Raw genomic sequence first — 23,339 nt, 5'->3', positions numbered from 1 at the left:
CGGCGATTTAGCGCTGGCAGGTGGGACAGAAATACGTTGAACGCTGCCCTTGCACGATCTGTTTGATCGGCGTTCCACACACGCGGCATGGCAGCCCGGCGCGATCATAGACGAAATAATCGAGCTGGAAGTAACCGCTTTCGCCGTTGCTGCCAACGAAGTCGCGCAACGTGCTGCCGCCCTTCTCGATGGCGGCGGCGAGCGTCACGCGCACGGCGTCGGCCAGCAACTCGTAGCGCACGAGCGAGACGCGGCCCGCCGCGGTGGTCGGCCGGATGCCGGCGCGAAACAGGCTCTCCGACGCGTAGATATTGCCCACGCCGACCACGATTTCGCCCGCCAGCAGCGCCTGCTTCACCGAGACTTTGCGGCCCCGCGTGAGCCGGTGCATCAGCGCGCCGGAGAACGCGGGCGAAAACGGTTCGACGCCGAGGCTCGCGAGCAACGGATGCTCGAGCACGTCGCCGGCTTCGCGCGGGTGCCACAGCACCGCGCCGAAGCGCCGCGGATCGCGATAGCGCAAAATGAACTCGTCGAAGATCCAGTCGATGTGATCGTGCTTCGCCGCGGCCGGCGGATGCGGCACGTGACGCAGCACCCGCAGCGTCCCAGTCATGCCAAGATGCACGATGAACCAGCCCGCGTCGATCTCGAACAGCAGGTACTTGCCGCGCCGCTCGACCTTGCGCACCACATGGCCGCGCAAGGTTTTCGCAAGATCGGCCGGAATTGGCCAGCGCAATGCGGGCGTGCGCACATCCACGCGCTCAACCTTGCGCCCGGACACATACGGTTCGATTCCCCGTCGGGTAACCTCAACTTCTGGCAACTCTGGCATGTCTAACTGGTGTGCAACTTGCGTGAGTGGTTGTGCGCGTATTGTAGCGAGCGCGTTACAATCGTCCGAAACATTGAACGGATTTCCATGAACTTGTCCTTCGTGAAGCTGTTTTTGAAGCGCCCGGCTAGCGCATTCCGCGTACCGCACGCCGTGTCCGCTCGCCGGATGCTCGGTGCGGCAGCGCTCGCAGTCTGGGCACTGGCGGCCGTGCCCGCTTACGCGCAGGACCCCTCGCCGGACTCGGATGACACCTCGGTCACCTTGCCGGATCCGCTCGGCCCGGCATCGGCGGAAGACCAGAAGTCCCTGCCCGGCGTGCCGCTAACGAGCCAGATCGTATTCCAGGTGCTCGCCGCCGAGGTCGCGCTGCAGCGCGACCAACCGGCGCCCGCCTATCAGACTTACCTCGCGCTCGCGCGCGACACGCACGATCCGCGCATGGCGCAGCGCGCCACCGAGATCGCGCTGGCCGCGCAGAGTCCCTCGGACGCATTGGCCGCCGCGCAATTGTGGCAGCAGTATGCGCCGAACTCGGAACGCGCCGCGCAACTCGACGCATCGCTACTCGTGTTGTCCGGCAAACCTGACGACGCGGCGCCCATCCTCGCCCGCGAACTCGCGCGCGTACCCGCCGACAATCGCGGCAGCGCGATCCTCGCGCTGCAGTTGCTGCTCTCGCGCGGCCCGAACCGGATCGGCGGCCTGCACGTGTTGCAGGATCTGCTCAAGAACGACATGAACCGGCCCGAAGCGCAACTGGCGATCGCACGCCAGCAACTCGTATCGGACGACGCACCGGGCGCGCGCAAGTCGCTCGAACAGGCGCTCGCGCTCAAGCCCGACTATTTGCCGGCAGCGCTGACGCTGTCGCAAATGGGCCCGGAAGAGCGCAAGGAAGGCATCGCTTCGCTCGAAAAGTACGTGCAGCAGAATCCGAAATCGCATGACGCGCGTCTCGCGCTCGCGCAGATGTATCTCGCGAGCGACCGTCTGGACGACGCGCAGAAGCAGTTCGAGATCATGCACAAGAACAACGCAAACGAGCTGACGCCGCTCATGGCGCTCGCGCTCATCAAGATCCAGCAGAAGAATTTCACCGACGCGCAAACCTACCTGACGCAGTACGCCCAGCAAGCCGAAAAGACGCAGGGCGCCGATCCGGGCCAGGCGTACATCTACCTTGCGCAACTGTCGCTCGAGCAGAAGAATGAAGCGGCCGCGAGCGACTGGCTGAACAGGATCTCTCCGTCGAGCCAGCAATATGTGCCGGCGCAGATCACGCGCGCGCAATTGCTCGCCAAGCAGGGTAAGACCGACGACGCACGCAAGCTGCTGGCTAACCTGCCGGCGCCGGACCCGCGCGACCAGGCGCTGATCTCCCGCACCGATGCGGCGATCCTGTTCGACGCGAAGCGCTATCCGGAGGCTGAATCACGTCTGCAGCGAGCCACGGCGCAATTTCCCGACGACCCCGATCTGACCTACGACTACGCGATGTCCGCCGAGAAAACCGGCCATTACGACGTCATGGAAGCGCAGTTGCGCAAGCTGATCCAGACGCAGCCCGACAATCCGCAAGCGTATAACGCGCTCGGCTACTCGCTGGCCGATCGCAATCAGCGCCTCGCCGAAGCGGATAAGCTGGTCGAGAAGGCATCCTCATTGGCGCCGAACGACGCGTTCATCATGGACAGCGTCGGCTGGGTCAAATACCGGATGGGCAACACCTCGGACGCAATCAAGCTGCTGCGCAAAGCGTACGACATGCAGCCGAACGCCGAAATCGGTGCGCACCTCGGCGAAGTGCTATGGAAATCCGGCAATCAGGATCAGGCACGCGCCGCTTTCCGCGATGCGCGCAAGCTCGAACCGGACAACGACACGCTTGTCAAAACGCTCCAACGTCTTCAGGTGAACGATCTTTGATGCGTCTTTCCCGTTTGATTCACTTTCCTCGGGCGCCGCGCAGCGCGGCGTTCGCTTTCGCTGCGGCAGCGGTCGTCGCACTGGCCGGTTGTGCATCGGTCAAACCGCAAGGGCCGTCCACGTCGAATGCCGCGACTTCCGTCACCGCGCAGACGAGCCGTGCTTACCAGGGCCGTTTCGCGGTCCAGTACAACGATCAGAACGGCCAGCAGCGCAACGCTTACGGCAACTTCACGTGGCAGGAAACCGGCGACACCGTGACCCTCCAGTTGCGCAACCCGCTCGGTCAGACGCTGGCGGTGGTGACGTCGTCGCCGGCTTCGGCAACGCTGGAGCTGCCGAATCGCCAGCCGCTCACCGCGGATAACGTCTCCACGCTGATGCAGAATGCGCTCGGCTTCGCGTTGCCGGTCGAAGGACTGCGCTATTGGCTGCAACCGTCGCCGGCGCCCACTTCGCGCGCCAGGACCGAGAAGGATCCCGAGCAACCGTCGCGGCTCAAGCAAATCACACAGGACGGCTGGACGATCGACTATTTGGCTTATGCGGACGCGCCCGCCACTGGTGTGAAGCGCATCAACCTGAGCCGTTCGGAACCGCCGCTCGACATCAAGCTCGTGCTGGATCAGTGACCTCGCGCCGTCTCGCGCGACCTTGCCGCTTCTTCGGCGCCATCTGGCGCATGTAGCCTCGACTCATGATTGAAACGACCGATTCGCTGCGCGATTGCCTCGCGCCAGCGAAACTCAACCTCTTCCTGCACATCACAGGCCGCCGGCCGGATGGCTATCACACGCTGCAAACGGTCTTCCAGTTGCTCGACTGGGGCGACACGCTGCACTTCACGCGACGTGACGACGGACTCATCACGCGCAGCACCGAAATCGCCGACGTTCCGCCGGAACACGACCTGACTGTACGCGCCGCGACGCTGCTCAAAGCGCATACGGGCTCGCCTGAAGGCGTCGATATCGAAATCGACAAGCGTCTACCGATGGGCGCCGGCCTTGGCGGCGGCAGCTCTGATGCGGCGACGACGCTGCTCGCGCTGAACCGTTTGTGGAAGCTCAATCTGCCTCGCCTGGAGTTGCAGGCGCTGGCATTGAAACTTGGCGCCGATGTGCCGTTTTTTGTTTTCGGAAAAAATGCGTTCGCCCAGGGTGTCGGAGAAGCTTTAGACGTTGTACAATTGCCGCCGCGCCATTTCCTAGTAGTGACGCCGAGGGTTCATGTTCCGACTGCAGCGATTTTCTCTGAAAAAGCGTTGACAAGAGATTCAAAACCCCTCACAATTACGGACTTTCCTGCAGAACTTAGCTGCAACACTGAATGGCCAGAAAGTTTCGGCCGCAATGATATGCAGCAGGTTGTCGTAGGAAAATACGCGGAAGTAGCGCATGTGTTGCGATGGTTTGAAAACGTCGCGCCAGCGCGGATGTCTGGATCAGGTGCGAGTGTTTTTGCCGCGTTCCGAAGTAAAGCTGAAGCAGAAGCGGTGCAAGCCAAACTGCCAGCCGAATGGAATAGCGCAGTGACCGTAGGTCTCGATCAGCATCCACTCTTTACTTTCGCGTCATAAGTTTTGCCTCGTCGAACGCTCCTCGTTCGGTGAAGCTCAAAGTTAGTGTAGGGGAGTCGCCAAGTTGGTTAAGGCACCGGATTTTGATTCCGGCATTCGAAGGTTCGACTCCTTCCTCCCCTGCCAAAATTCTCGCATTTCCCTCGCCCCCAGCCTGAAGCAGGTGCACGATGAGCAGCCATGACGGCCTGATGGTTTTTACTGGCAACGCAAATCCCGCGCTTGCACAGGAAGTCGTCAAAATCCTCGGTATTCCCCTCGGCAAAGCAATGGTTAGCCGTTTCTCGGACGGTGAAATCCAGGTCGAGATTCAGGAAAACGTGCGTGGCAAGGATGTCTTCGTCCTGCAGTCCACGTGCGCACCGGCGAACGACAACCTGATGGAACTGATGATCATGGTCGATGCGCTCAAGCGCGCATCCGCCGGCCGGATCACCGCAGCCATCCCCTACTTCGGTTATGCTCGTCAAGATCGCCGCCCGCGTTCCGCGCGCGTCGCCATCTCGGCGAAGATCGTGGCGAACATGCTGGAAATCGCCGGCGTCGAGCGGATCATTACGATGGATCTGCACGCCGACCAGATTCAAGGCTTCTTCGACATTCCGGTCGACAACATCTACGCTACGCCCGTGCTGCTCGGCGATCTGCGCAAGCAGAACTACGAGAACCTGCTGGTCGTTTCGCCGGACGTCGGCGGCGTGGTGCGTGCCCGGGCATTGGCCAAGCAACTGAATTGCGATCTCGCGATCATCGACAAACGCCGCCCGAAGGCGAACGTTGCCGAAGTGATGAACATCATCGGCGAAGTCGAAGGCCGTACCTGCGTGATCATGGACGACATGGTCGACACCGCCGGCACGCTCTGCAAGGCAGCACAAGTTTTGAAGGAACGCGGCGCAAAGCAGGTGTTCGCTTACGCCACGCACCCGGTTCTGTCGGGCGGCGCGGGCGAGCGTATCGCGGCTTCCGCACTCGACGAACTCGTTGTCACGGACACGATCCCGCTCGGCGAAGAAGCCCGCTCGTGCGCAAAGATCCGTTCGTTGACCAGCGCCGGCCTGCTTGCCGAAACGTTCTCGCGGATTCGCCGCGGCGATTCGGTCATGTCGCTGTTCGCTGAAAGTTAAGTATTTGCGAAGGCGCAGTGCGCCGCTTCTGGCGGCAAGCTGCGCTTTTGCACAATCGGCATGAACGAACGAAGGTTCGTGCCGCAGCTCTGGGGCCTCAGCCATCTGGCTTGGAGGCCCCGTTTTTACTGCCTGGTCGCGGGCAGTGCATTGGAGATTCAAAATGAAAGTAGTCGCTTTCGAGCGTTCTTTGCAAGGTACGGGTGCGAGCCGCCGCCTGCGTAACTCGGGCAAGACCCCGGGCATCGTATATGGCGCTGGTGCTGAAACGCAATTGGTCGAACTGGACCACAACGCGCTGTGGCACGCGCTGAAGAAAGAAGTTTTCCACTCGTCGATCCTCGATCTGGAAGTGGCAGGCAAGTCGCAACAGGTTCTGCTGCGCGACGTGCAATACCACCCGTTCCGTCAGCTCGTGCTGCACGTGGACTTCCAACGTGTCGACGCGAAGAAGAAGCTGCACACCAAGGTGCCGCTGCACTTCATGAACCAGGAATCGAACCCGGCAGTGAAGCTGTCGAGCGCGGTGATCTCGCACGTCATCAACGAAATCGAAATCGAGTGCCTGCCGTCGGCACTGCCGGAATTCCTCGAAGTTGATCTGGCGACGATCGAAGCAGGTCACTCGGTTCACGCCAAAGACATCAAGTTGCCGGCAGGTGTGTCGCTGGTTGCTCACGTCGAAGCAGAAAACCCGGTGGTCGCAGCTGCAACGATCCCGGCTGGCGCAATCGCTGAAGGCGACGCCGCTGCTGCTGAAGGCGAAGGCGAAAAGCCGGCTGCTTAAGGGCGCCTCAGGCAAAGAGCAAGAAATCCTCTCGATCCGTTTGAATGAAACGGTCGACGTGACCCGCCGAGGTTCGCCCCGGCGGGTTTTTTTTTCGGTTTTTTTCGGCTCGGCTGCGTTCAGCTTTCGGGCCAGACGGACCTACGCAATCATGATCAAGCTGATCGTCGGCCTCGGCAATCCGGGCGCCGAATACACCGCGACGCGCCACAACGCCGGCTTCTGGCTGGTCGATCAACTGGCGCGCGAAGCAGGCGCGACGCTGCGCGACGAACGGCGTTTCCACGGCTTCTATGCCAAGGCACGGCTTCACGGCGAGGAAGTGCATCTGCTGGAACCGCAGACGTATATGAACCGCTCCGGTCAATCGGTCGTGGCGGTGGCGCAGTTCTTCAAGATTCTCCCCGACGAAATCCTGGTCGTGCACGACGAACTCGACATGCCGCCCGGCAGCATCAAGCTGAAGCTCGGCGGCGGCAGCGGCGGCCACAACGGGCTGAAGGACATTACCGCGCATCTTTCGTCGCAGCAGTATTGGCGGCTGCGGATCGGCATCGGCCATCCGCGCGACCTGATTCCTGAGAGCGCGCGCGCCGGTGCCAAGCCCGACGTAGCCAACTACGTGCTGAAACCGCCGCGCCGGGAAGAGCAGGACGTGATCGATGCGTCGATCGAGCGTGGGCTCGCCGTCATGCCGCAAATCATCAAGGGCGAACTGGAACGCGCGATGATGCAACTGCATCGCAACCCGTAGACTGTTTCGCTGGAAGCCAGCTTGCCATAACGCCGTCGACAGCGACGATCTTGTTTGGGAGGAGAACCGCTTGAGCCGCTATTGGAGTGACATCGTTCACCGTCTGACGCCGTATGTGCCGGGCGAACAGCCCGTGGTCGCGCATCCGGTCAAGCTGAATACCAACGAGAATCCGTATCCGCCGTCGCCGCGGGTGCTCGAAGCGATCCGGCGGGAACTGGGCGACGCGGCCGAATCGCTGCGGCGCTACCCCGATCCGACTGCGTACAAGCTCCGCGAAACGGTGGCCGCGTACCACGGCATCCGCGCGGAACAGGTGTTTGCCGGCAACGGCTCTGACGAAGTGCTCGCACTCACGTTCCAGGCCTTGCTCAAGCACGACCAACCCCTGCTGTTTCCGGACATCACGTACAGCTTCTATCCGACGTATGCGCGACTTTTCGAAGTCGACTACCAGACAATCCCGCTGGACGACAGCTTCGCGATCAACCTCGACGACTACAAGTCGCCGAATGGCGGCATCCTGTTTCCGAATCCGAATGCGCCGACCGGCCGTCCGCTGCCGCTCGCCGATATCGAGCGCCTGGTGGCGAGCAATCCCGGTTCCGTCGTGGTGATCGACGAAGCCTATGTGGATTTCGGCGCCGAATCGGCCATCTGTCTGATCGACCGCTATCCGAATCTGCTGGTCGTCCAGACCGTGTCGAAGTCGCGTTCGCTGGCGGGAATGCGCGTTGGCTTTGCGTTCGGCAACCCGGAGTTGATCGGCGCGCTGAACCGCGTGAAGGACAGCTTCAACTCGTATCCGCTCGACCGCCTCGCGCAAGTCGCCGCCGTGGCGGCATACGAAGACGACGCGTGGTTTCGCGACACCTGCGCCAAAGTTGTGGCAAGCCGCGAGCGACTGGCTGCGGGGCTGACGGCATTGGGCTTCGAGGTTGTGCCGTCGGCGGCGAATCTGCTGTTCGCTCGCCATGAGGGCTACGACGCCGCGACGCTCGTGCTGCGACTGAGGGAAAGGGAGATATTCGTGCGCCATTTCAAGGCGCCGCGCATCGACCAGCATCTGCGAATCTCGGTCGGCACCGACGCCGAATGCGACATTCTGCTGGATGCATTGCGCGAGATCTTCAGCGCGTACGTGGGATAGGACCGCGCAAAAGCATCACCGCCAAAAGAAAACGGCGAGGCCGAAAAGCCTCGCCGTTTTCCTTTTGACTTCGTACCTCAGGCGCCCTTCGCGATCTGCAGCGCGTGGTACTTGGCCATCAAGCCATCAGGCGTCTCCAGATGGTCCGGGTCGCGCGGAATACACTCGACCGGGCACACCTGAATGCACTGAGGCTCGTCAAAATGCCCGACGCACTCGGTACATTTCTTCGGGTCGATCACGTAGATTTCCGGGCCCATCGAAATTGCGTCGTTCGGGCACTCGGGCTCGCACACGTCGCAATTGATGCACTCGTCGGTAATCATCAAGGCCATACTTCTCTCACTTCACGCCGGCCGCAGCCGGCTTTGATCCGTCAAACCGACAGTTTACGCCGGTTACGGTTGTCCCGCCGAAGCGCCGTTAGCCGGATCCATCGCGGCGACCTTTTCCGTCAGCCATTTCTCGACCGACGGGAACACGAACTTGCTGACGTCGCCGCCGAGCTGGGCGATTTCACGCACGATCGTGCCCGAGATGAACTGGTACTGATCAGACGGCGTCATGAACATGGTTTCGACGTCGGGCAGCAAATAGCGATTCATGCCGGCCATCTGGAACTCATATTCGAAGTCCGACACGGCCCGCAGACCGCGCACGATCACGCGCGCGTTATTGGTGCGCACGAAATCCTTCAATAGCCCTTTGAAGCTCATCACCTGAACGTTCGGGTAGTGCCCGAGCACTTCGTGAGCGATGTCGAGGCGCTCTTCGAGCGTGAAAAATGGCTTCTTGTTGCGGCTGTCGGCAACGCCGACCACCAGCGTGTCGAAAATGCTCGACGCGCGCCGAACGAGGTCTTCGTGACCGCGCGTCAGCGGGTCGAACGTGCCCGGGTACACGGCGACTACCATGAGACTTCTCCTCTCTTCAGACAAAGGGGCACGTCAAAGCGTCCACGCGACGCATTTGGCACGGACCGCGCCCGTGACGGCGAACCGTCCGGCGCTTGTTTTGGAACGCGCATTATTCCTTATTTTCGCGCTGCAGCAAATGAAAGTGGACAGCGCCGGCCTTACCTTGCCGCACGATGTCCCACCCCGCGAGCGTCTCGTTCCCGTCGAGTTCGAGCGCCTCACCTGCTTCCACATATAGAAATCCGTCTGCGCTCACGAGCGGCGCCGCCAGCGCGAGCGCTTTGCCGAGCAGGTCGCCGCCGAACGGCGGATCGAGAAACACCACGTCGAACGAACCGGGCGGGAGGCTCGCGGCGAGCCGCAAACCGTCTGCTTCAGCGATTTCGATTGTGCGCGCCGCCAGGCGTTCCTGGTTCGCGCGCAACTGGCTGGCAGCGCGCGCATTGCGCTCCACCATCAAGACCCGTGCCGCGCCGCGCGACGCCGCCTCGAAGCCCAGCGCGCCGCTGCCGGCGAACAGATCGAGGCAGCGCTGGCCGTCCAGATTCTGCCCGAGCCAGTTGAACAGCGTCTCGCGCACGCGATCGGGCGTGGGGCGCAGGCCGTCGAGATCGAGCACGGGCAAAGGCGTGCGCTTCCAGTCGCCGCCGATGATACGGATGGCGTGCGGTTTGCCGCCTTTAGACGAAGCGCCATGGGCGCGTGAAGGTGCGGAACGGGGCATGCGCTTTCGATTACGTTATTGAAGCGCCCGCGACGACGAAATATGCGGGCCGGAGCGCCAACGTTACCACAGCGACGCCCCGCGTCCAGCCTGGCCGTTCGGCCGATACGACGGCCGGCGGCGCGCCTGATAAAATGTGCGGCTTCCAGCGCCTTGCATCCCGCATCGCAACGCTGCCTGCCGCTCCCGCCGGTCTTGTGCCGGCTGCGCGCATCGGCGCGCGCTCTCACCACGCCAGATCATGTTCAGCTTTTTCAAACGATTCAAGGGTTCGAAAGAGTCCGATAACGCGCCAGAAGAGTCGCAAACCGCGCCAGAAGGCTCGACGCCCACAGGCGCCGTGGAGGCGCCCGTCGCGCCGGCCACGCCGCAGCCGGCCGCGGCTCCGGTTCGCGTCGAGACGCCGCCAGTGGCCGCTCCGTCCGCAATCGATCCCGAGCCTGACGCATTCGCGCTCGAAGAAACTGTCGAAGTCGTCCCGCCGCCACTGCCGGACGCGGGCGCCAAGCGTTCGTGGCTGACGCGTCTGAAGACCGGCTTGTCGAAGACGAGCTCGAATCTGACCGGCATTTTCGTCGGCACGAAGATCGACGAAGACCTGTACGAAGAGCTCGAAACCGCGCTGCTGATGTCGGACGCCGGCGTCGACGCCACCGAATTCCTGCTCGAAGCACTGCGCGAAAAAGTGCGCGCCGAGCGCCTCGCCGATCCCCAGCAGGTCAAAATCGCGCTGCGCACGTTGCTAGTCGACCTGCTCAAGCCGCTGGAAAAATCGCTCATGCTCGGCCGCGCGCAGCCGCTCGTGATGATGATCGCCGGCGTCAACGGCGCGGGCAAGACCACCAGCATCGGCAAGCTCGCCAAGCATCTGCAGAGTTTCGATCAATCCGTGCTACTGGCCGCGGGCGACACGTTCCGCGCCGCCGCGCGCGAGCAACTGGCCATCTGGGGTCAGCGCAACAACGTAACCGTGGTCTCGCAGGAAAGCGGCGACCCGGCTGCGGTGATCTTCGACGCGGTCGGCGCCGCGCGCGCGCGCAAAATCGACGTGATGATGGCGGACACGGCCGGCCGCCTGCCGACCCAACTGCATCTGATGGAAGAGCTGCGCAAGGTGAAGCGCGTGATCGGCAAGGCGCAAGACGGCGCGCCACACGAGGTGCTGCTGGTGATCGACGCCAACACCGGCCAGAACGCGCTCGCACAAGTGAAGGCTTTCGACGACGCGCTCGGCCTCACCGGCCTGATCGTCACCAAACTCGACGGCACGGCGAAGGGCGGCATTCTGGCCGCGATCGCACGGCAGCGTCCGATTCCGGTGTACTTCATCGGCGTCGGCGAAAAGGTCGAGGATTTGCAGCCGTTCAGCGCGGAAGAGTTTTCCGACGCGTTGCTGGGCGGCTGAGCGCCATGGCGTTCGCGCCTTGAGCCTTAGGCAGCAAAAAGGGCACTCCTCGGAATGCCCTTTTATCATCCCGCCGGCCAGATCATCACGAATTACTCGGCGTCCGGCTGCGCGCCGGGCGCCGCGCGGGCAAACGCGTCGAGTTGCATCGCGTGATCGTAGATGCGCTGGATCGTCGGAAACTTCGCTGTGTCGACCTTGAAGCGCTGCGCGTTGAACACCTGCGGAATCAGACAGGTGTCGGCAATGGTCGGTGTATCGCCGAAACACAGCTTGCCGGTACGGGAATCTGCCGCCAGATGTGTTTCCAACGTCGCGAAGCCGGCTTCCACCCAATGCCGGTACCAGGCGTCCTTGGCGTAATCGTCGACGCCCAACGTGTGCTTCAGATACTTCAGCACGCGCAGGTTGTTCAGCGGATGAATCTCGCACGCCACCTGCAACGCCAGCGCGCGCACATACGCACGATCTGCCGGCGCCTTGGGCAACAGCGGCGGCTCGGGATGCATCTCTTCCAGATACTCGATGATCGCGAGCGACTGCGGCATCACTTCATTGCCGTCGACAAAGGTCGGCACGATCCCGTCCGCGTTCACCTTTCGGTATTCGGGCTTCAACTGCTCGCCGCCGTCGCGCACAAGATGCACCGGCACGTAGTCGTACGGCAGATTCTTCACGTTCAGCGCAATGCGCACGCGATAAGACGCCGAGCTACGGAAATAGCTGTAGAGCTTCATGTTGTCTGTCTCCCCCAACCGGCCGTCAGACGACGCGCACGCTGAGCTCGCCGAGCCCGTCCACGCCACCCTTCATCAAATCGCCCTGCACCACAGCGCCGACGCCTTCCGGCGTGCCGGTGAAGATCAGATCGCCGGGTTGCAGTTCGAACAGCGTCGACAGATAAGCGATCGTCTCGGCCACCGACCAGATCAGTTGCGACACGTCGGAGTTCTGCTTTTCTTCGCCGTTCACCGACAACCAGATCGCGCCCTTGTCGACATGGCCGACCGTCGCCGCCGGATGAATCGGGCCGAGCGGCGCCGAGTGATCGAAGCCCTTCGCGGTATCCCAGGGACGGCCCAGCTTCTTGGCTTCGGCCTGCAGATCGCGGCGCGTCATATCGAGACCGAGCGCGTAACCGTACACGTGATCCAGCGCGCTCTCGACTGGAATGTTCTTGCCGCCCTTGCCGATCGCCGCCACCATTTCCATCTCGAAGTGGACGTTTTTCGACAGCGACGGATACGGAAACTCGCCGGTAGCACCGGGCGCGACGTACAGCACGGCATCGGCCGGCTTGGCGAAGAAGAACGGCGGTTCGCGGTCCGGATCATGTCCCATCTCGCGCGCGTGCGCCTCGTAATTGCGGCCCACACAGTAGATGCGACGCACCGCGAACTGCTCGCTGGACCCCACAACCGGCACCGCGACCACTGGTGCGGGTGCAAATACGTAACTCATCCCGTTCTCCGTTACTTGATGTGTGCCGCCTGTGCGGCGATAAAACATCGAGTGTAACGCGCGACAAAGCGCCGCGCGCACCAGTCCGGCATGGACTGGCAAGGCCGGCGGCACGGGCGCGGGGCCTCGCCGGATCGCCATAGATGCGATACTCACAGTCAACAGCGTCCCTTGAATACCGTGGCAAACCGCTTTGAAGCGGTACGCCAACATGTCCCCTGCGCCCGATGACCGACTCCGCCGACACCGTCAATCCCTTCCCCTGCGCCCGCTTCATCAAGGAAATCGGCCGCGGCCCGAACGGCGCCCGCGCGCTGACCGCCGACGATACACGCGCGCTCTACACCGCCATGCTCGACGGCCGCGTGGCCGAGCTCGAACTCGGCGCGGTGCTGCTCGCGTACCGCGTGAAGGGCGAAACCGCCGACGAACTCGCCGCGATGCTGGCCGGCGCACATGCGTCGTTCGAGCCGGTTCATTTGCCGCACGGCACGTTCCGGCCCGTGTCGATACCCAGCTACAACGGCGCGCGCAAGCAGCCGAATCTGGTGCCGCTGCTCGCCCTGCTGCTGGCGCGCGAAGGCGTGCCGGTGCTGGTGCATGGCGTCACCGAAGATCCGGGCCGGGTGACGAGCGCGGAAATCTTCACGCATCTGCAGATTCAGCACGCACGATCGCACGCCGATATCGAAGACGGTCTCGCCGAGCACCGAGTTGCGTTTGCTCCAATCGACGTGCTCGCGCCGAAGCTCGCACGCCTGCTTGCGCTGCGCCGACGCATGGGCGTGCGCAACTCGACGCACACGTTGGTCAAAATCCTCCAGCCGTTCGCGCCCGCGGGTCTGCGCCTCGTGAACTACACGCACCCGCCGTATCGCGACAGCCTCACACAACTGTTCAACACACATCCGGACGCGGCCGCCGGCGGCGCGCTGCTTGCGCGCGGCACCGAAGGCGAAGCGGTAGCCGATACGCGTCGTCAGGTGCAGGTCGACTGGTTGCACGACGGTGTCTGCGAAACGCGCGTGCCGCACGAGCGCTCGTCGCCCGATGCGCCGGAAGTGGACTTGCCCGAGGCCAAGGACGCGCCGACGACGGCCGCCTGGATCAACGCCGTCTTGCGCGGCGAAGCACCCGTGCCGAGCGCGATCGAACGGCAAGTGGAACTGATCGTGGACGTCGCCAGAACGCCGGTGTAATGGCCGCGGCGTAAGCGCTGCGGCGCGCTTGCAGTCGCCCGCCGCGACCCGCGCGGGTTGACACGCCGCAACGCGGCGTCATACATTAGACCCATGCGTTCCCTTCCGAACACCCTCCGAATTACCTCCGGCCGCCTAGCGCGGCCCCTATCGCTACGCCTAGCGTAAGTCAGGCGTAGCGCCGCGCGTTGGCAGCTCAGGTTGCTCAAAGCGCGGGCTCTCCAGCAGTTCTGTTGTTCCTGTTGCACCCCCAAAGCGTAGTTCTTCACAACCTGTAGTCGTTTGCATTCGTCCGTTTACCGCGCGGACGAAGCGCGAGGATCAAATGCACGCCGCATGGGCTTTATCCACGTCCGTTTTCGCCGTCACGACGACGCCGTTCGTTCGCGCCCGTTCGTTGTTGCCGCTAGCCACCGGCTGGCGGACCGTGCATCCGTGGCAGTCCGCCAACCGCTCCCGGCCACACCTTTTCGCAAACGATCCAACGAACGAGGCTCACCATGTTGCAAAACCCCGCTGAAAAATACCGCCCCTTCCCGCCCGTACGTCTGACCGGCCGTAAATGGCCGAGCCGCACGATCGACCGGGCGCCGGTCTGGATGAGCACCGATCTGCGCGACGGCAATCAGGCGCTGATCGAGCCGATGAACGCCGCGCAAAAGCTCGAGTTCTTCGAGATGCTGGTCGGGATCGGTTTCAAGGAGATCGAGGTTGGCTACCCGTCGGCGTCGCAAACGGACTTCGATTTCGTCCGCAGGCTGATCGAGGAAAAGCGCATTCCCGACGACGTGACCATCGAGGTCTTCATGCCGTCGCGAGCGGAACTGATTGCGCGCACGTTCGAGGCGCTGGAGGGCGCGCCGCGCGCCATCGTGCACTTGTACAACGCGATTTGCCCGTCGTTTCGGCGGATCGTGTTCAATCAGTCGAAGGCCGAGATCAAGGCACTGGCCGTGAGGGGCACGCAACTCATCAAGGAGCATGCGCAGGCGCGTCCCGGCACGCACTGGACCTTCCAGTACTCGCCGGAAACGTTCAATACGACCGAATTGCCGTTTGCACGCGAAGTGTGCGACGCGGTCGCGCAGACGTGGCGCCCCACGCGCGATCACAAAATGATCGTCAACCTGCCCGCGAGCGTGGAGGCCGCGACGCCGAACGTTTTCGCCGATCAGATCGAATGGATGCATCGCAATCTCGGCTATCGCGACAGCATCGTGCTGTCGGTGCATGCGCATAACGATCGCGGCACCGCGGTGGCCACTGCGGAACTGGCCCTGTTGGCGGGCGCGGACCGCGTCGAAGGCTGCCTGTTCGGCAACGGCGAGCGCACCGGCAACGTCGATCTCGTCGCGCTGGCGATGAACCTGGACGCGCAAGGCGTCGATACGGGGCTCGATTTCTCCGATATGGAGGCGGTCCGGCTCGTGGCGGAGCGCTGCAATCAGTTGCCGGTGCATCCACGCCATCCGTATGCAGGCGAAGCGGTGATGCGGGCGAAGAACGCGGAGCGACAAGGCGTCGCGGCGCAAGCGCTGAAAGTGGCAGAAACCGGCGCGCCGGATCGTCGCGAATGGAGCGGTGTGGATCAGGAAAGCGTCGCCGCCTGAGAATCAGGCCGACGTGAGGCAAACCGACGCAAACACGATGCGCGAGCGCGCTACCCGCGCGCGCGCGTCAACCGGAGCGGCCCGCTCACAAGGCGCAGCCGGCTCGACAGAATGAGCTCACAAGGCTCACTCGATGGCGCAACGCGTGGCCTGCCAGGCAATCAGGCGCCAACGGCCGTCTTCCTGCGTATGAATCGCCGTGTAGGCGATCGGAAACAGCAGCGCCCCGTTGTTCGCCTCCATTTCGATCAGCGCGCGACCGGTTACCACGCAGATCTCCCGCCCGACGGGCAGCACCTCTTGCGACTGAATCTCGATCTGCCGATAGCGGCGGCGGCCCGTGGTAATCCCGTCGATGAACTGCCGTTTGGTTTCCCGCTTGCCGTTCGTGTGAACGTAGCTCACGTTGTCCGCGAGCAGGGCATCGAGCGAGGGCCCGTCGCCGTCGACCATCGCCCGAAAGCGCTCTCGCTCGAGCTCGCGAACCGCTTCGATAATCTTTGCCGCCATCGCTCAGCCCCTTGCACCGGTGAGCCAACGTGGCCACGGTTGTCAGAAGTTGTATTGCAGATATAGCTGGTGGAAATTTATACCAGGATTCGGCTCTTTGATACCGCCATTGGAAACATGCTGGAAGCGGTAGCCCGCCTGGTACTGCTGGTGGCTGCCGAACTGCACGCCCGCACCGGCTGTTGGCGCAAATTGGAACGCCGTGGCATAGGTGTAGTCAGAAGAGATGCGGGCATGCGTAAGAAGTCGCACGCCGACACCCGCTTCCACGAAGGGACGGATCGAGCCCGTGCCGCGAATGAAGCGGATAAACGGCGTGACGCCGAATTCACCGATATCGCGGTGCTCGTCACTTTCATCGGTATGCCACCAGGCCACGTGCGCTTCGCCGATCAGCGCGAAGTGCCAGTCGCCAATTTGCCACCAGGTCAGATTGGGGTCCCACACCACCCCAAGGTCGAGCTTCCGGACGTGATGGTCGCCAAGACCGCCTGCCACCTGCACGCCCCACTGATCGGCCAAGGCCAAACCTGAAGCCCCTAAAATCAACGATCCGGCGAAGATTTTTAGAGTCAGACCACGCAAAGCATTCTTTTTGTTGTTCATCTAACACCCGGGTTCCGTGGAACGCTGAACAATCTGCAACTGTTTTGCGTATTCTAAGGTGAATCTCAATTTGGCGGATCGTATGAAGAAAGCTGACTTTCCGCAATTAGTCACTTCAAATTTGGCAAAAATCAGGTATTTATAACGATGAAGGCAATCTGTTAGGTAAATTCTACGTCTAGCACGGAGCCGGCCGAAGCGGTGTACCATGGCTATTGATTCGTGAATTTCAATAGGAATTTGCGGAACTTGGATGCCCCTACGCCCTCTAAGTATTAGCACTCGACAATTCAGAGTGCTAACATCCAACGCTGGAGTCGTTACCTGAATAAGCTTTTGTCTGATTCCAAAGGAGTTTCCTACGTGAGCCATGCAATGACCCTTCCGAGTACTTTGAGCCCGTCGTCGGCTAAGGCCGCTTCGGCAGGTGCACTGGCGCTCTCGCATTCCTCGCTGCTGCCCGGTCAACTGGGCAATATCGACGCCTACATCCAGGCCGTAAATCGGATTCCGATGCTGACGCCGGCGGAAGAACGCCAGTTCGCCACCGAATTTCGCGAGCAGGACAACCTCGAGTCCGCGCGCCGTCTCGTCCTGTCGCACTTGCGGCTGGTCGTGTCGATCGCGCGCAACTATCTGGGTTATGGACTGCCGCACGCCGACCTGATCCAGGAAGGCAATATCGGCCTGATGAAGGCCGTGAAGCGCTTCGATCCGGAGCAGAACGTGCGCCTTGTGTCGTACGCCATGCACTGGATCAAGGCTGAGATCCACGAATACATTCTGCGCAACTGGCGGATGGTGAAGGTCGCCACCACCAAGGCGCAGCGCAAGCTGTTCTTCAATCTGCGCAGCCACAAGCAAGGGCTGGGCGCGTTCACACCGGACCAGATCGACGATCTGGCCAAAGAGTTGAACGTGAAGCGCGAAGAAGTCTCCGAAATGGAAACGCGTCTGTCCGGCGGCGACATCGCGCTGGAAGGCCAGGTCGAAGACGGTGAAGAAGCGTACGCGCCGATCGCCTATCTGGCCGACTCGCATAGCGAACCGACCGCCGTGCTGGCTTCGCGTCAGCGCGACAAGCTGCAAAGCGACGGTATTGCGAGCGCGCTGGACGCACTTGACGCCCGCAGCCGCCGCATCATCGAGGCACGCTGGCTGAAGGTGGAAGACGACGGTTCGGGCGGCTCGACGCTGCACGAACTGGCCGACGAATTCGGCGTGTCCGCCGAACGTATTCGCCAGATCGAGGCGAGCGCTATGAAGAAGATGCGCGGCGCGCTCACCGAATACGCTTAACGCTTGAAGATTGTCAGCATGCCGCGGTTCGTCCGGCGCGCGGCAGCACAGCCGCCAAGCCCCGCCCTCGCAAGACGGCGGGGCTTTTTTTCGCCCACGCCGCGGCTTATTCGCGCACGCCCGCCTTCACTCAAGAACATCTACAAGCGACACGCGTTTCTTGACGTATCACAAACCAGATAGCAATACTGGTTGAACGGGGCAAGTCTCGCGACCCAATGCCGCAGTTCCGAACTGTTGCGCGCGAGGTTCTACTCCTAGAATCGGGATGCACTCGCCCGACCGCTGAAGCGGTCTGGCGCCAGCCGGATTCGCCGGTGTGAAGTTGCCTTCTACCGATCATGACCACAGCCCTCAATCGCAGCACCACCCGCCGCCGGAGCCTGCGCCAACGGTTCCATGGCTGGGTGCGCGGTCCGACGTTGGCGCGGGATATCGCCATCGTCCTCGCCATCAAATTCGTACTGCTGATGGCGCTCAAGTACACGTTCTTCAATCATCCGCAGGCGGAGCACATGTCGCTGCCGCCTGAGCAAGTCGCGCAGGCGCTGCTGTCCGTGCCTGCCTCGCATCCGTCCCAAGGTGATCCACATGCCCGTTAGCGAAGTCGTAGAACTGTCGCGCCTCCAGTTCGCCATCACCGCGCTTTACCACTTTCTGTTCGTCCCGCTCACGCTCGGCTTGTCCTGGTTGCTTGTCATCATGGAGTCGGTCTATGTGATGACCGGCAAGCAGATCTACAAAGACATGACCCAGTTCTGGGGCAAGCTGTTCGGCATCAACTTTGCGATGGGCGTGACCACCGGTCTCACGCTGGAATTTCAGTTCGGCACCAACTGGTCATACTACTCGCACTATGTCGGCGACATTTTCGGCGTGCCGCTCGCGGTCGAAGGCCTGATGGCGTTCTTTCTCGAGTCGACCTTCGTCGGGCTGTTCTTCTTTGGCTGGAAACGGCTCTCGAAGGTCCAGCATGTGTTCGTCACGTTTCTCGTCGCGCTCGGCTCGAACCTGTCGGCGCTGTGGATTCTGGTGGCCAATGGCTGGATGAACAATCCGGTCGGCGCGACCTTCAACTACCAGACCATGCGCATGGAGCTCGATAGCATCTTCTCCGTGCTGTTCAACCCGGTCGCACAGGTCAAGTTCGTGCATACCGTGTCGGCGGGATATGTGACCGCTTCGATGTTCGTGCTCGGTGTGTCGTCGTGGTATTTGCTCAAGCGCCGCGACACTGAGTTTGCGTTGCGCTCGTTCGCGATTGCTGCCGGTTTCGGTTTGGCATCCACGCTATGCGTGATCGTGCTCGGCGACGAATCCGGCTATCGCACCGGCGAAGTCCAGCAGGTCAAACTGGCCGCGATCGAATCCGAATGGGAAACCGCGCCCGCACCGGCTCCGTTCACGATCATCGGGATTCCGAATCAGAAGGAGGAGCGCACCGACTACGCTATCAGGATTCCGTACGCGCTCGGCCTGATCGCAACACGCTCACTCGATGAACCCGTGGTCGGTCTGAAGGATTTGATGGCGCGCAACGAGGTGCGCATCAAGAACGGCATGCTCGCCTACGCCGCCCTGCAGAAACTCAAGCAAGGCGACATTACCGACGAAGCCAAAGCCGCCTTCGACGCGCACAAGCAGGATCTCGGCTACGGCCTGATGCTCAAGCAGTTCACCGCGAACGTCACCGACGCCACGCCGGATCAGATCGCCCAGGCCGCGAAGAAAACGATCCCGCCTGTAGCACCTGTGTTCTTCTCGTTCCGGCTGATGGTGGGTCTGGGCATTCTGTTCCTCGCCACCTTCGTGCTGGCGTTCTGGTTCTGCGCGCAGCGCTCGCTGTTGCTGGAGAAGCGCCGCTGGTTCCTGCGCTGGGCCGTATGGGCAATTCCGCTGCCCTGGCTCGCGGCGGAGTTCGGCTGGATCGTCGCTGAAGTGGGCCGTCAGCCGTGGACCATCGCGGGCATTCTGCCCACCAACCTGTCGGCCTCGAGCCTGACGCCGAATGACCTGTATCTGAGTATCGCGGGCTTCGTGGTGTTCTACACGGTGCTGTTCATCATCGAAATCATGCTGATGTTCAAGTACGCGCGGCTCGGTCCTTCGTCGCTGCATACGGGCCGCTATCACCACGAACAACAGCCGCTGAATCAGCCGCTGCCGACCAACACGGCCGCCTGATTCGCCGCCACTGAGTTTCAAGGGAAAAGATCATCATGGATTACGCAACCCTCAAACTGATCTGGTGGGTGCTGATCGGCGTGTTGCTGATCGGCTTCGCGCTCACCGACGGCTTCGACATGGGCGCGGCGATTTTGCTGCCGTTCATCGGCAAGACCGACGCCGAGCGGCGCATCGTCGTGAACACGGTGGGCGCGACGTGGGAAGGCAATCAGGTCTGGCTCATCACGGCGGGCGGCGCGATGTTCGCCGCGTGGCCGCTGGTGTACGCGGCGTCGTTCTCCGGCTTCTATTTCGCCATGCTGCTGGTGCTGTTCGCGCTGTTCTTCCGGCCGGTCGGCTTCGACTATCGCAGCAAACGTGAAGACCCGCGCTGGCGCACGGCGTGGGACTGGGCGTTGTTCGTCGGCGGCTTCGTACCGGCACTGGTGTTCGGCGTCGCGTTCGGCAACCTGCTGCAAGGCGTGCCGTTCTCGTTCGATACCGACTTGCGCGTGACCTACCACGGCGGCTTTTTCGAACTGCTCAACCCGTTCGCGGTGTTGTGCGGGCTCGTCAGCGTCTCGATGCTGGCCGCGCACGGTGCCGCCTTCGTCAAGATGAAAGCGGACGACATTGTCGCCGAACGCGCTTCGCTGGCGCTTCGAATTGCCTCATTCGCGACCGTGGTGCTGTTCCTGATTGCCGGCGCGCTGATCGCCACGATGATCGGCGGTTACCAGGTGATCGACGCCCCGCCGCTCGACACGGTCGCCAATCCGTTGACGAAGAACGTGATCGGCGCACCCGGACTGTGGCTCACCAACTACGCGAACTATCCGTGGATGGTGGCCGCGCCGGTGGCCGGTCTCGCAGGCGGCGTGCTGGCCACGCTGCTCGCTCGCTCGCGCTTCGAGAAAAGTGCCTTTCTGTCGACCTCGCTAATGATCATCGGCGTAATCCTGACGGCGGGCTTCTCGATGTTTCCGTTCATCATGCCCTCCTCGCTCGACGGCCGCAGCAGCCTCACCGTGTGGGATTCGACTTCGAGCCGCATGACGCTGCAGATCATGCTGATCGCCGTGATCATTTTCCTGCCGATCATCCTGATCTACACGAGCTGGGTGTATCGCGTGATGCGCGGCAAGGTGACCGCCGCCGCGCTCGAAGAAAATCACCATACGATGTATTGACCGGCAAGACGCTTAAGAGGAGTTTGCGATGTGGTATTTCAGTTGGATTCTCGGAATCGGCGTGGCATTGGCGTTCGGCATCATCAACGTGATGTGGCTGGAGTCGCGCCAGTCGGCGGCAACGAGCGCGCAGAAGAGACGCTAAGGCGGCGTATGCCGGCTGAGATGGGCCGGTAAACGGAAAAGCGGGACCTTGATTGATTCAAGGTCCCGCTTTTTTTATCGCAGCATAAGCGAATGCGAAGCGGCGCGAGCCGCTCCTTCTTTTAGCAATGCGTCATGCCGGCAGAGGCGTTGCACCGCCGCTTTGCGTCGTGCGAGCCGAAAGCTTTTCAGCGTAGCGTTGCGCCGCGTCGCCGACGACGATATGGAACGTGTCCGCGGAAACCCATGCCGTATCGAGCGTCGCCAGACGTTGACGATCGACCGCCGACGGATCGCGCACGACGATACGCAAACGCGTCGCCGCGACCGCATCCAGCGACACCACGTTGCCCGCGCCGCCGAACACGGCGAGCCAGCGCAGCGGATCGGGATCGAGTGGGCCGCTGCCTTGAGCACCCGAAGCCGCAACCGGCGCAGCCGCCACAGCGGGAGCCGCAGCCACCGGCTTCACCGCCTCACCACCACCCTGCGCGATCACCGTCCGGATTTCGTCCGCGATGATGTCCGCTTCCGGTCCGATGATCACCTGCACGTTGGTCGAGCCGCGCTTGAGCACGCCACGCGCGCCGATCGTCTTCAGCTCGCTTTCAGAGACTTTGTTCGAATCGACCACCGACAGACGCAGACGCGTCGTGCAAGCATCCACCACCGACAGATTCGACGCGCCGCCCAACGCAGCAATATAACGCTGCGCACGCGGCACAGCCGCACCGGCGACCGGCGGTACGAAACCACCCGCGGCAAACGAGTCGACCTGTTCGTCGGCAGCGGCGGGTTCGCGGCCCGGCGTCGCCATGTTGAATTTGCGGATGAAGAAGCGGAACAGGCCGTAGTACACCACCATGTAGACGAGGCCGATCGGAATCGCCCACCAGCCGCGAGTCGACAGACCGTAGTTCAACACGTAGTCGATTGCGCCGGCGGAGAACGTGAAGCCAAGGTGAATGCCGAGCGCCGAACAGATGGCGAGCGAGAGGCCCGTCAACAGCGCGTGGATCACGTACAGCACCGGTGCGAGGAACATGAAGCTGAACTCGATCGGCTCGGTCACGCCCGTCAGGAACGAGGTCAGTGCCATCGAGAACAGCAAACCGCCCACAACCGCGCGGCGCTCCTTCGGTGCTTCATGGAACATCGCGAGACACGCAGCCGGCAGACCGAACATCATGACCGGGAAGAAGCCCGTCATGAAGGTGCCCGCAGTCGGATCGCCCGCGAAGAAGCGATGCAGGTCGCCCGTCACCGCGGCGCCGCCCGGCGGTGTGAACGTGCCGAACACGAACCACGTCAGCGAATTGAGGATGTGATGCAAACCCGTGACCAGCAGCAAGCGGTTCAGCACGCCGAACACGAACGCGCCGAGCGCGCCCGCGGTGGTCAGCCAGTGGCCCGCCGTATCGATCACGGCTTGCACCGGTTGCCACACGTAGCCGAACGCTATGCCGAGCACGAGACAGACCACCCCCGTGACAATCGGCACAAAGCGTTTCCCTCCGAAGAACGCGAGGTAATCGGGCAGCTTGATGTCTTTGTACCTGTTGTACAACAAGCCCGCGACGATACCCGCCACGATCCCGGACAACACGCCCATGTTGAGCTTGTCGTTGATGTCCTTCATCACCGCGACTTCGATAAGATAGCCGATCGCGCCCGCCAGACCCGCCACGCCGTTATTGTCTTTCGCGAAACCGACCGCCACGCCGATGGCGAACAGCAGCGGCAGGTTGTCGAAGATCGCGCCGCCGGCGTCGGCGATCATCTTGATGTTGAACACATCGGGCTGGCCGAGGCGCAGCAGCAGGCCGGCAACCGGCAGCACCGCAATCGGCAACATCAGCGCGCGTCCCAGGCGCTGAATCTTCAGAAACGGATTCCCATCCATTGATACCTCCAATCCTTGTCTCTTTGTTGAACGCCGTTCTT

At 62.2% G+C, this 23,339-nt stretch carries 24 protein-coding genes and 1 tRNA gene; 16 read left to right on the top strand and 9 right to left on the bottom strand.

What is annotated here, in order from left to right; all coding sequences use genetic code 11:
* Positions 1-7: 7 nt before the first annotated feature.
* On the bottom strand, positions 8-838 hold the full coding sequence (gene mutM, locus B0G81_RS27420) for a bifunctional DNA-formamidopyrimidine glycosylase/DNA-(apurinic or apyrimidinic site) lyase (RefSeq protein ID WP_012431652.1): 831 nt from the start codon (positions 836-838) through the stop codon (positions 8-10).
* Positions 839-925: 87 nt separating this feature from the next.
* Between mutM and B0G81_RS27415 the strand changes: the two genes are divergently transcribed.
* From B0G81_RS27415 to hisC, 8 genes are all read left to right on the top strand, one after another.
* Complete coding sequence (locus B0G81_RS27415) at positions 926-2,767, top strand: tetratricopeptide repeat protein (protein WP_134139497.1); 1,842 nt, start codon at positions 926-928, stop codon at positions 2,765-2,767.
* On the top strand, positions 2,767-3,399 hold the full coding sequence (lolB, locus tag B0G81_RS27410) for a lipoprotein insertase outer membrane protein LolB (RefSeq protein ID WP_116118910.1): 633 nt from the start codon (positions 2,767-2,769) through the stop codon (positions 3,397-3,399). Before B0G81_RS27415 ends, lolB begins: the two co-directional genes overlap by 1 nt.
* Before the next feature lie 65 nt (positions 3,400-3,464).
* The gene (ispE, locus tag B0G81_RS27405; RefSeq protein WP_134139494.1) at positions 3,465-4,346 is read left to right on the top strand and encodes a 4-(cytidine 5'-diphospho)-2-C-methyl-D-erythritol kinase; all 882 of its coding nucleotides are present in this window, start codon (positions 3,465-3,467) and stop codon (positions 4,344-4,346) included.
* A gap of 49 nt (positions 4,347-4,395) precedes the next feature.
* Positions 4,396-4,472 (top strand) — tRNA-Gln (locus tag B0G81_RS27400).
* Positions 4,473-4,516: 44 nt separating this feature from the next.
* The gene (locus B0G81_RS27395) at positions 4,517-5,473 is read left to right on the top strand and encodes a ribose-phosphate pyrophosphokinase (RefSeq protein WP_006048037.1); all 957 of its coding nucleotides are present in this window, start codon (positions 4,517-4,519) and stop codon (positions 5,471-5,473) included.
* Positions 5,474-5,636: 163 nt separating this feature from the next.
* On the top strand, positions 5,637-6,260 hold the full coding sequence (locus tag B0G81_RS27390) for a 50S ribosomal protein L25/general stress protein Ctc (RefSeq protein WP_106282125.1): 624 nt from the start codon (positions 5,637-5,639) through the stop codon (positions 6,258-6,260).
* Between the two features lie 151 nt (positions 6,261-6,411).
* A complete protein-coding gene (pth, locus tag B0G81_RS27385; RefSeq protein WP_134139492.1) occupies positions 6,412-7,014 on the top strand; it encodes an aminoacyl-tRNA hydrolase in 603 nt (200 codons plus the stop codon).
* Between the two features lie 70 nt (positions 7,015-7,084).
* Positions 7,085-8,164, top strand: a complete 1,080-nt coding sequence (hisC, locus tag B0G81_RS27380; protein ID WP_134139489.1) for a histidinol-phosphate transaminase — start codon at positions 7,085-7,087, stop codon at positions 8,162-8,164.
* A gap of 77 nt (positions 8,165-8,241) precedes the next feature.
* Here hisC and B0G81_RS27375 read toward each other — a convergent pair whose 3' ends face one another.
* The 3 genes from B0G81_RS27375 to rsmD all read right to left on the bottom strand — a co-directional run bounded on the left by B0G81_RS27375 (position 8,242) and on the right by rsmD (position 9,805).
* Positions 8,242-8,499, bottom strand: a complete 258-nt coding sequence (locus tag B0G81_RS27375; RefSeq protein WP_106282131.1) for a YfhL family 4Fe-4S dicluster ferredoxin — start codon at positions 8,497-8,499, stop codon at positions 8,242-8,244.
* Positions 8,500-8,562: 63 nt separating this feature from the next.
* Complete coding sequence (gene coaD, locus B0G81_RS27370) at positions 8,563-9,078, bottom strand: pantetheine-phosphate adenylyltransferase (protein WP_134139486.1); 516 nt, start codon at positions 9,076-9,078, stop codon at positions 8,563-8,565.
* A 112-nt stretch (positions 9,079-9,190) separates the two neighbouring features.
* The gene (gene rsmD / locus B0G81_RS27365) at positions 9,191-9,805 is read right to left on the bottom strand and encodes a 16S rRNA (guanine(966)-N(2))-methyltransferase RsmD (protein WP_116118906.1); all 615 of its coding nucleotides are present in this window, start codon (positions 9,803-9,805) and stop codon (positions 9,191-9,193) included.
* A 241-nt stretch (positions 9,806-10,046) separates the two neighbouring features.
* Between rsmD and ftsY the strand changes: the two genes are divergently transcribed.
* Positions 10,047-11,210, top strand: a complete 1,164-nt coding sequence (gene ftsY / locus B0G81_RS27360) for a signal recognition particle-docking protein FtsY (RefSeq protein ID WP_106282135.1) — start codon at positions 10,047-10,049, stop codon at positions 11,208-11,210.
* Between the two features lie 92 nt (positions 11,211-11,302).
* Here ftsY and maiA read toward each other — a convergent pair whose 3' ends face one another.
* Both maiA and B0G81_RS27350 read right to left on the bottom strand, forming a co-directional pair.
* Positions 11,303-11,947: a maleylacetoacetate isomerase gene (maiA, locus tag B0G81_RS27355; RefSeq protein ID WP_116143044.1), complete on the bottom strand. Its 645-nt coding sequence runs from the start codon at positions 11,945-11,947 to the stop codon at positions 11,303-11,305.
* 25 nt (positions 11,948-11,972) lie between these two features.
* Positions 11,973-12,671: a fumarylacetoacetate hydrolase family protein gene (locus tag B0G81_RS27350; protein ID WP_106282139.1), complete on the bottom strand. Its 699-nt coding sequence runs from the start codon at positions 12,669-12,671 to the stop codon at positions 11,973-11,975.
* A 227-nt stretch (positions 12,672-12,898) separates the two neighbouring features.
* On the opposite strand from B0G81_RS27350, the gene ybiB reads away from it, so the two are divergent.
* Both ybiB and B0G81_RS27340 read left to right on the top strand, forming a co-directional pair.
* Positions 12,899-13,870 carry a DNA-binding protein YbiB gene (ybiB, locus tag B0G81_RS27345; protein WP_134139481.1) on the top strand — a complete coding sequence of 324 codons (972 nt, stop codon included), beginning with the start codon at positions 12,899-12,901 and terminating at the stop codon, positions 13,868-13,870.
* Between the two features lie 500 nt (positions 13,871-14,370).
* Positions 14,371-15,480, top strand: coding sequence for a 2-isopropylmalate synthase (locus B0G81_RS27340; RefSeq protein WP_134139477.1), 1,110 nt, complete (start codon positions 14,371-14,373; stop codon positions 15,478-15,480).
* A 126-nt stretch (positions 15,481-15,606) separates the two neighbouring features.
* Here B0G81_RS27340 and B0G81_RS27335 read toward each other — a convergent pair whose 3' ends face one another.
* Positions 15,607-15,990, bottom strand: a complete 384-nt coding sequence (locus B0G81_RS27335; RefSeq protein WP_106282145.1) for a nuclear transport factor 2 family protein — start codon at positions 15,988-15,990, stop codon at positions 15,607-15,609.
* 42 nt (positions 15,991-16,032) lie between these two features.
* Positions 16,033-16,596 (bottom strand): acyloxyacyl hydrolase, encoded by a 564-nt coding sequence (locus B0G81_RS27330; RefSeq protein ID WP_134139473.1) that lies wholly within the window; start codon positions 16,594-16,596, stop codon positions 16,033-16,035.
* A gap of 363 nt (positions 16,597-16,959) precedes the next feature.
* On the opposite strand from B0G81_RS27330, the gene rpoH reads away from it, so the two are divergent.
* From rpoH to cydX, 5 genes are all read left to right on the top strand, one after another.
* On the top strand, positions 16,960-17,895 hold the full coding sequence (gene rpoH, locus B0G81_RS27325; RefSeq protein ID WP_106282149.1) for an RNA polymerase sigma factor RpoH: 936 nt from the start codon (positions 16,960-16,962) through the stop codon (positions 17,893-17,895).
* A gap of 341 nt (positions 17,896-18,236) precedes the next feature.
* Positions 18,237-18,497 carry a cytochrome oxidase putative small subunit CydP gene (gene cydP, locus B0G81_RS27320; RefSeq protein ID WP_106282151.1) on the top strand — a complete coding sequence of 87 codons (261 nt, stop codon included), beginning with the start codon at positions 18,237-18,239 and terminating at the stop codon, positions 18,495-18,497.
* A complete protein-coding gene (locus B0G81_RS27315) occupies positions 18,487-20,079 on the top strand; it encodes a cytochrome ubiquinol oxidase subunit I (RefSeq protein WP_116118899.1) in 1,593 nt (530 codons plus the stop codon). The genes cydP and B0G81_RS27315 overlap by 11 nt, the downstream gene beginning before the upstream one ends.
* A 35-nt stretch (positions 20,080-20,114) precedes the next feature.
* Complete coding sequence (gene cydB / locus B0G81_RS27310; RefSeq protein WP_106282155.1) at positions 20,115-21,251, top strand: cytochrome d ubiquinol oxidase subunit II; 1,137 nt, start codon at positions 20,115-20,117, stop codon at positions 21,249-21,251.
* 28 nt (positions 21,252-21,279) lie between these two features.
* A complete protein-coding gene (cydX, locus tag B0G81_RS27305; protein WP_116143053.1) occupies positions 21,280-21,396 on the top strand; it encodes a cytochrome bd-I oxidase subunit CydX in 117 nt (38 codons plus the stop codon).
* Positions 21,397-21,528: 132 nt separating this feature from the next.
* Here cydX and nagE read toward each other — a convergent pair whose 3' ends face one another.
* On the bottom strand, positions 21,529-23,298 hold the full coding sequence (gene nagE / locus B0G81_RS27300) for an N-acetylglucosamine-specific PTS transporter subunit IIBC (RefSeq protein ID WP_134139469.1): 1,770 nt from the start codon (positions 23,296-23,298) through the stop codon (positions 21,529-21,531).
* Positions 23,299-23,339 lie beyond the last annotated feature (41 nt).

This window comes from Paraburkholderia sp. BL6665CI2N2 (assembly GCF_004366535.1).
In the GTDB taxonomy this organism is placed as follows: domain Bacteria; phylum Pseudomonadota; class Gammaproteobacteria; order Burkholderiales; family Burkholderiaceae; genus Paraburkholderia.
The sequence above is the reverse complement of the archived record's forward strand: the minus strand, read 5'-3'. Positions and strand labels throughout refer to the sequence as shown.

Excerpts from the sequence above, each read along its gene's own strand:
- mutM (WP_012431652.1), bottom strand. The coding sequence starts at position 838 with ATGCCAGAGTTGCCAGAAGTTGAGGTTACCCGACGGGGAATCGAACCG.
- B0G81_RS27415 (WP_134139497.1), top strand. The coding sequence starts at position 926 with ATGAACTTGTCCTTCGTGAAGCTGTTTTTGAAGCGCCCGGCTAGCGCA.
- lolB (WP_116118910.1), top strand. The coding sequence starts at position 2,767 with ATGCGTCTTTCCCGTTTGATTCACTTTCCTCGGGCGCCGCGCAGCGCG.
- ispE (WP_134139494.1), top strand. The coding sequence starts at position 3,465 with ATGATTGAAACGACCGATTCGCTGCGCGATTGCCTCGCGCCAGCGAAA.
- B0G81_RS27395 (WP_006048037.1), top strand. The coding sequence starts at position 4,517 with ATGAGCAGCCATGACGGCCTGATGGTTTTTACTGGCAACGCAAATCCC.
- B0G81_RS27390 (WP_106282125.1), top strand. The coding sequence starts at position 5,637 with ATGAAAGTAGTCGCTTTCGAGCGTTCTTTGCAAGGTACGGGTGCGAGC.
- pth (WP_134139492.1), top strand. The coding sequence starts at position 6,412 with ATGATCAAGCTGATCGTCGGCCTCGGCAATCCGGGCGCCGAATACACC.
- B0G81_RS27375 (WP_106282131.1), bottom strand. The coding sequence starts at position 8,499 with ATGGCCTTGATGATTACCGACGAGTGCATCAATTGCGACGTGTGCGAG.
- coaD (WP_134139486.1), bottom strand. The coding sequence starts at position 9,078 with ATGGTAGTCGCCGTGTACCCGGGCACGTTCGACCCGCTGACGCGCGGT.
- rsmD (WP_116118906.1), bottom strand. The coding sequence starts at position 9,805 with ATGCCCCGTTCCGCACCTTCACGCGCCCATGGCGCTTCGTCTAAAGGC.
- ftsY (WP_106282135.1), top strand. The coding sequence starts at position 10,047 with ATGTTCAGCTTTTTCAAACGATTCAAGGGTTCGAAAGAGTCCGATAAC.
- maiA (WP_116143044.1), bottom strand. The coding sequence starts at position 11,947 with ATGAAGCTCTACAGCTATTTCCGTAGCTCGGCGTCTTATCGCGTGCGC.
- B0G81_RS27350 (WP_106282139.1), bottom strand. The coding sequence starts at position 12,671 with ATGAGTTACGTATTTGCACCCGCACCAGTGGTCGCGGTGCCGGTTGTG.
- ybiB (WP_134139481.1), top strand. The coding sequence starts at position 12,899 with ATGACCGACTCCGCCGACACCGTCAATCCCTTCCCCTGCGCCCGCTTC.
- B0G81_RS27340 (WP_134139477.1), top strand. The coding sequence starts at position 14,371 with ATGTTGCAAAACCCCGCTGAAAAATACCGCCCCTTCCCGCCCGTACGT.
- B0G81_RS27335 (WP_106282145.1), bottom strand. The coding sequence starts at position 15,990 with ATGGCGGCAAAGATTATCGAAGCGGTTCGCGAGCTCGAGCGAGAGCGC.
- B0G81_RS27330 (WP_134139473.1), bottom strand. The coding sequence starts at position 16,596 with ATGAACAACAAAAAGAATGCTTTGCGTGGTCTGACTCTAAAAATCTTC.
- cydP (WP_106282151.1), top strand. The coding sequence starts at position 18,237 with ATGACCACAGCCCTCAATCGCAGCACCACCCGCCGCCGGAGCCTGCGC.
- B0G81_RS27315 (WP_116118899.1), top strand. The coding sequence starts at position 18,487 with ATGCCCGTTAGCGAAGTCGTAGAACTGTCGCGCCTCCAGTTCGCCATC.
- cydB (WP_106282155.1), top strand. The coding sequence starts at position 20,115 with ATGGATTACGCAACCCTCAAACTGATCTGGTGGGTGCTGATCGGCGTG.
- cydX (WP_116143053.1), top strand. The coding sequence starts at position 21,280 with ATGTGGTATTTCAGTTGGATTCTCGGAATCGGCGTGGCATTGGCGTTC.
- nagE (WP_134139469.1), bottom strand. The coding sequence starts at position 23,298 with ATGGATGGGAATCCGTTTCTGAAGATTCAGCGCCTGGGACGCGCGCTG.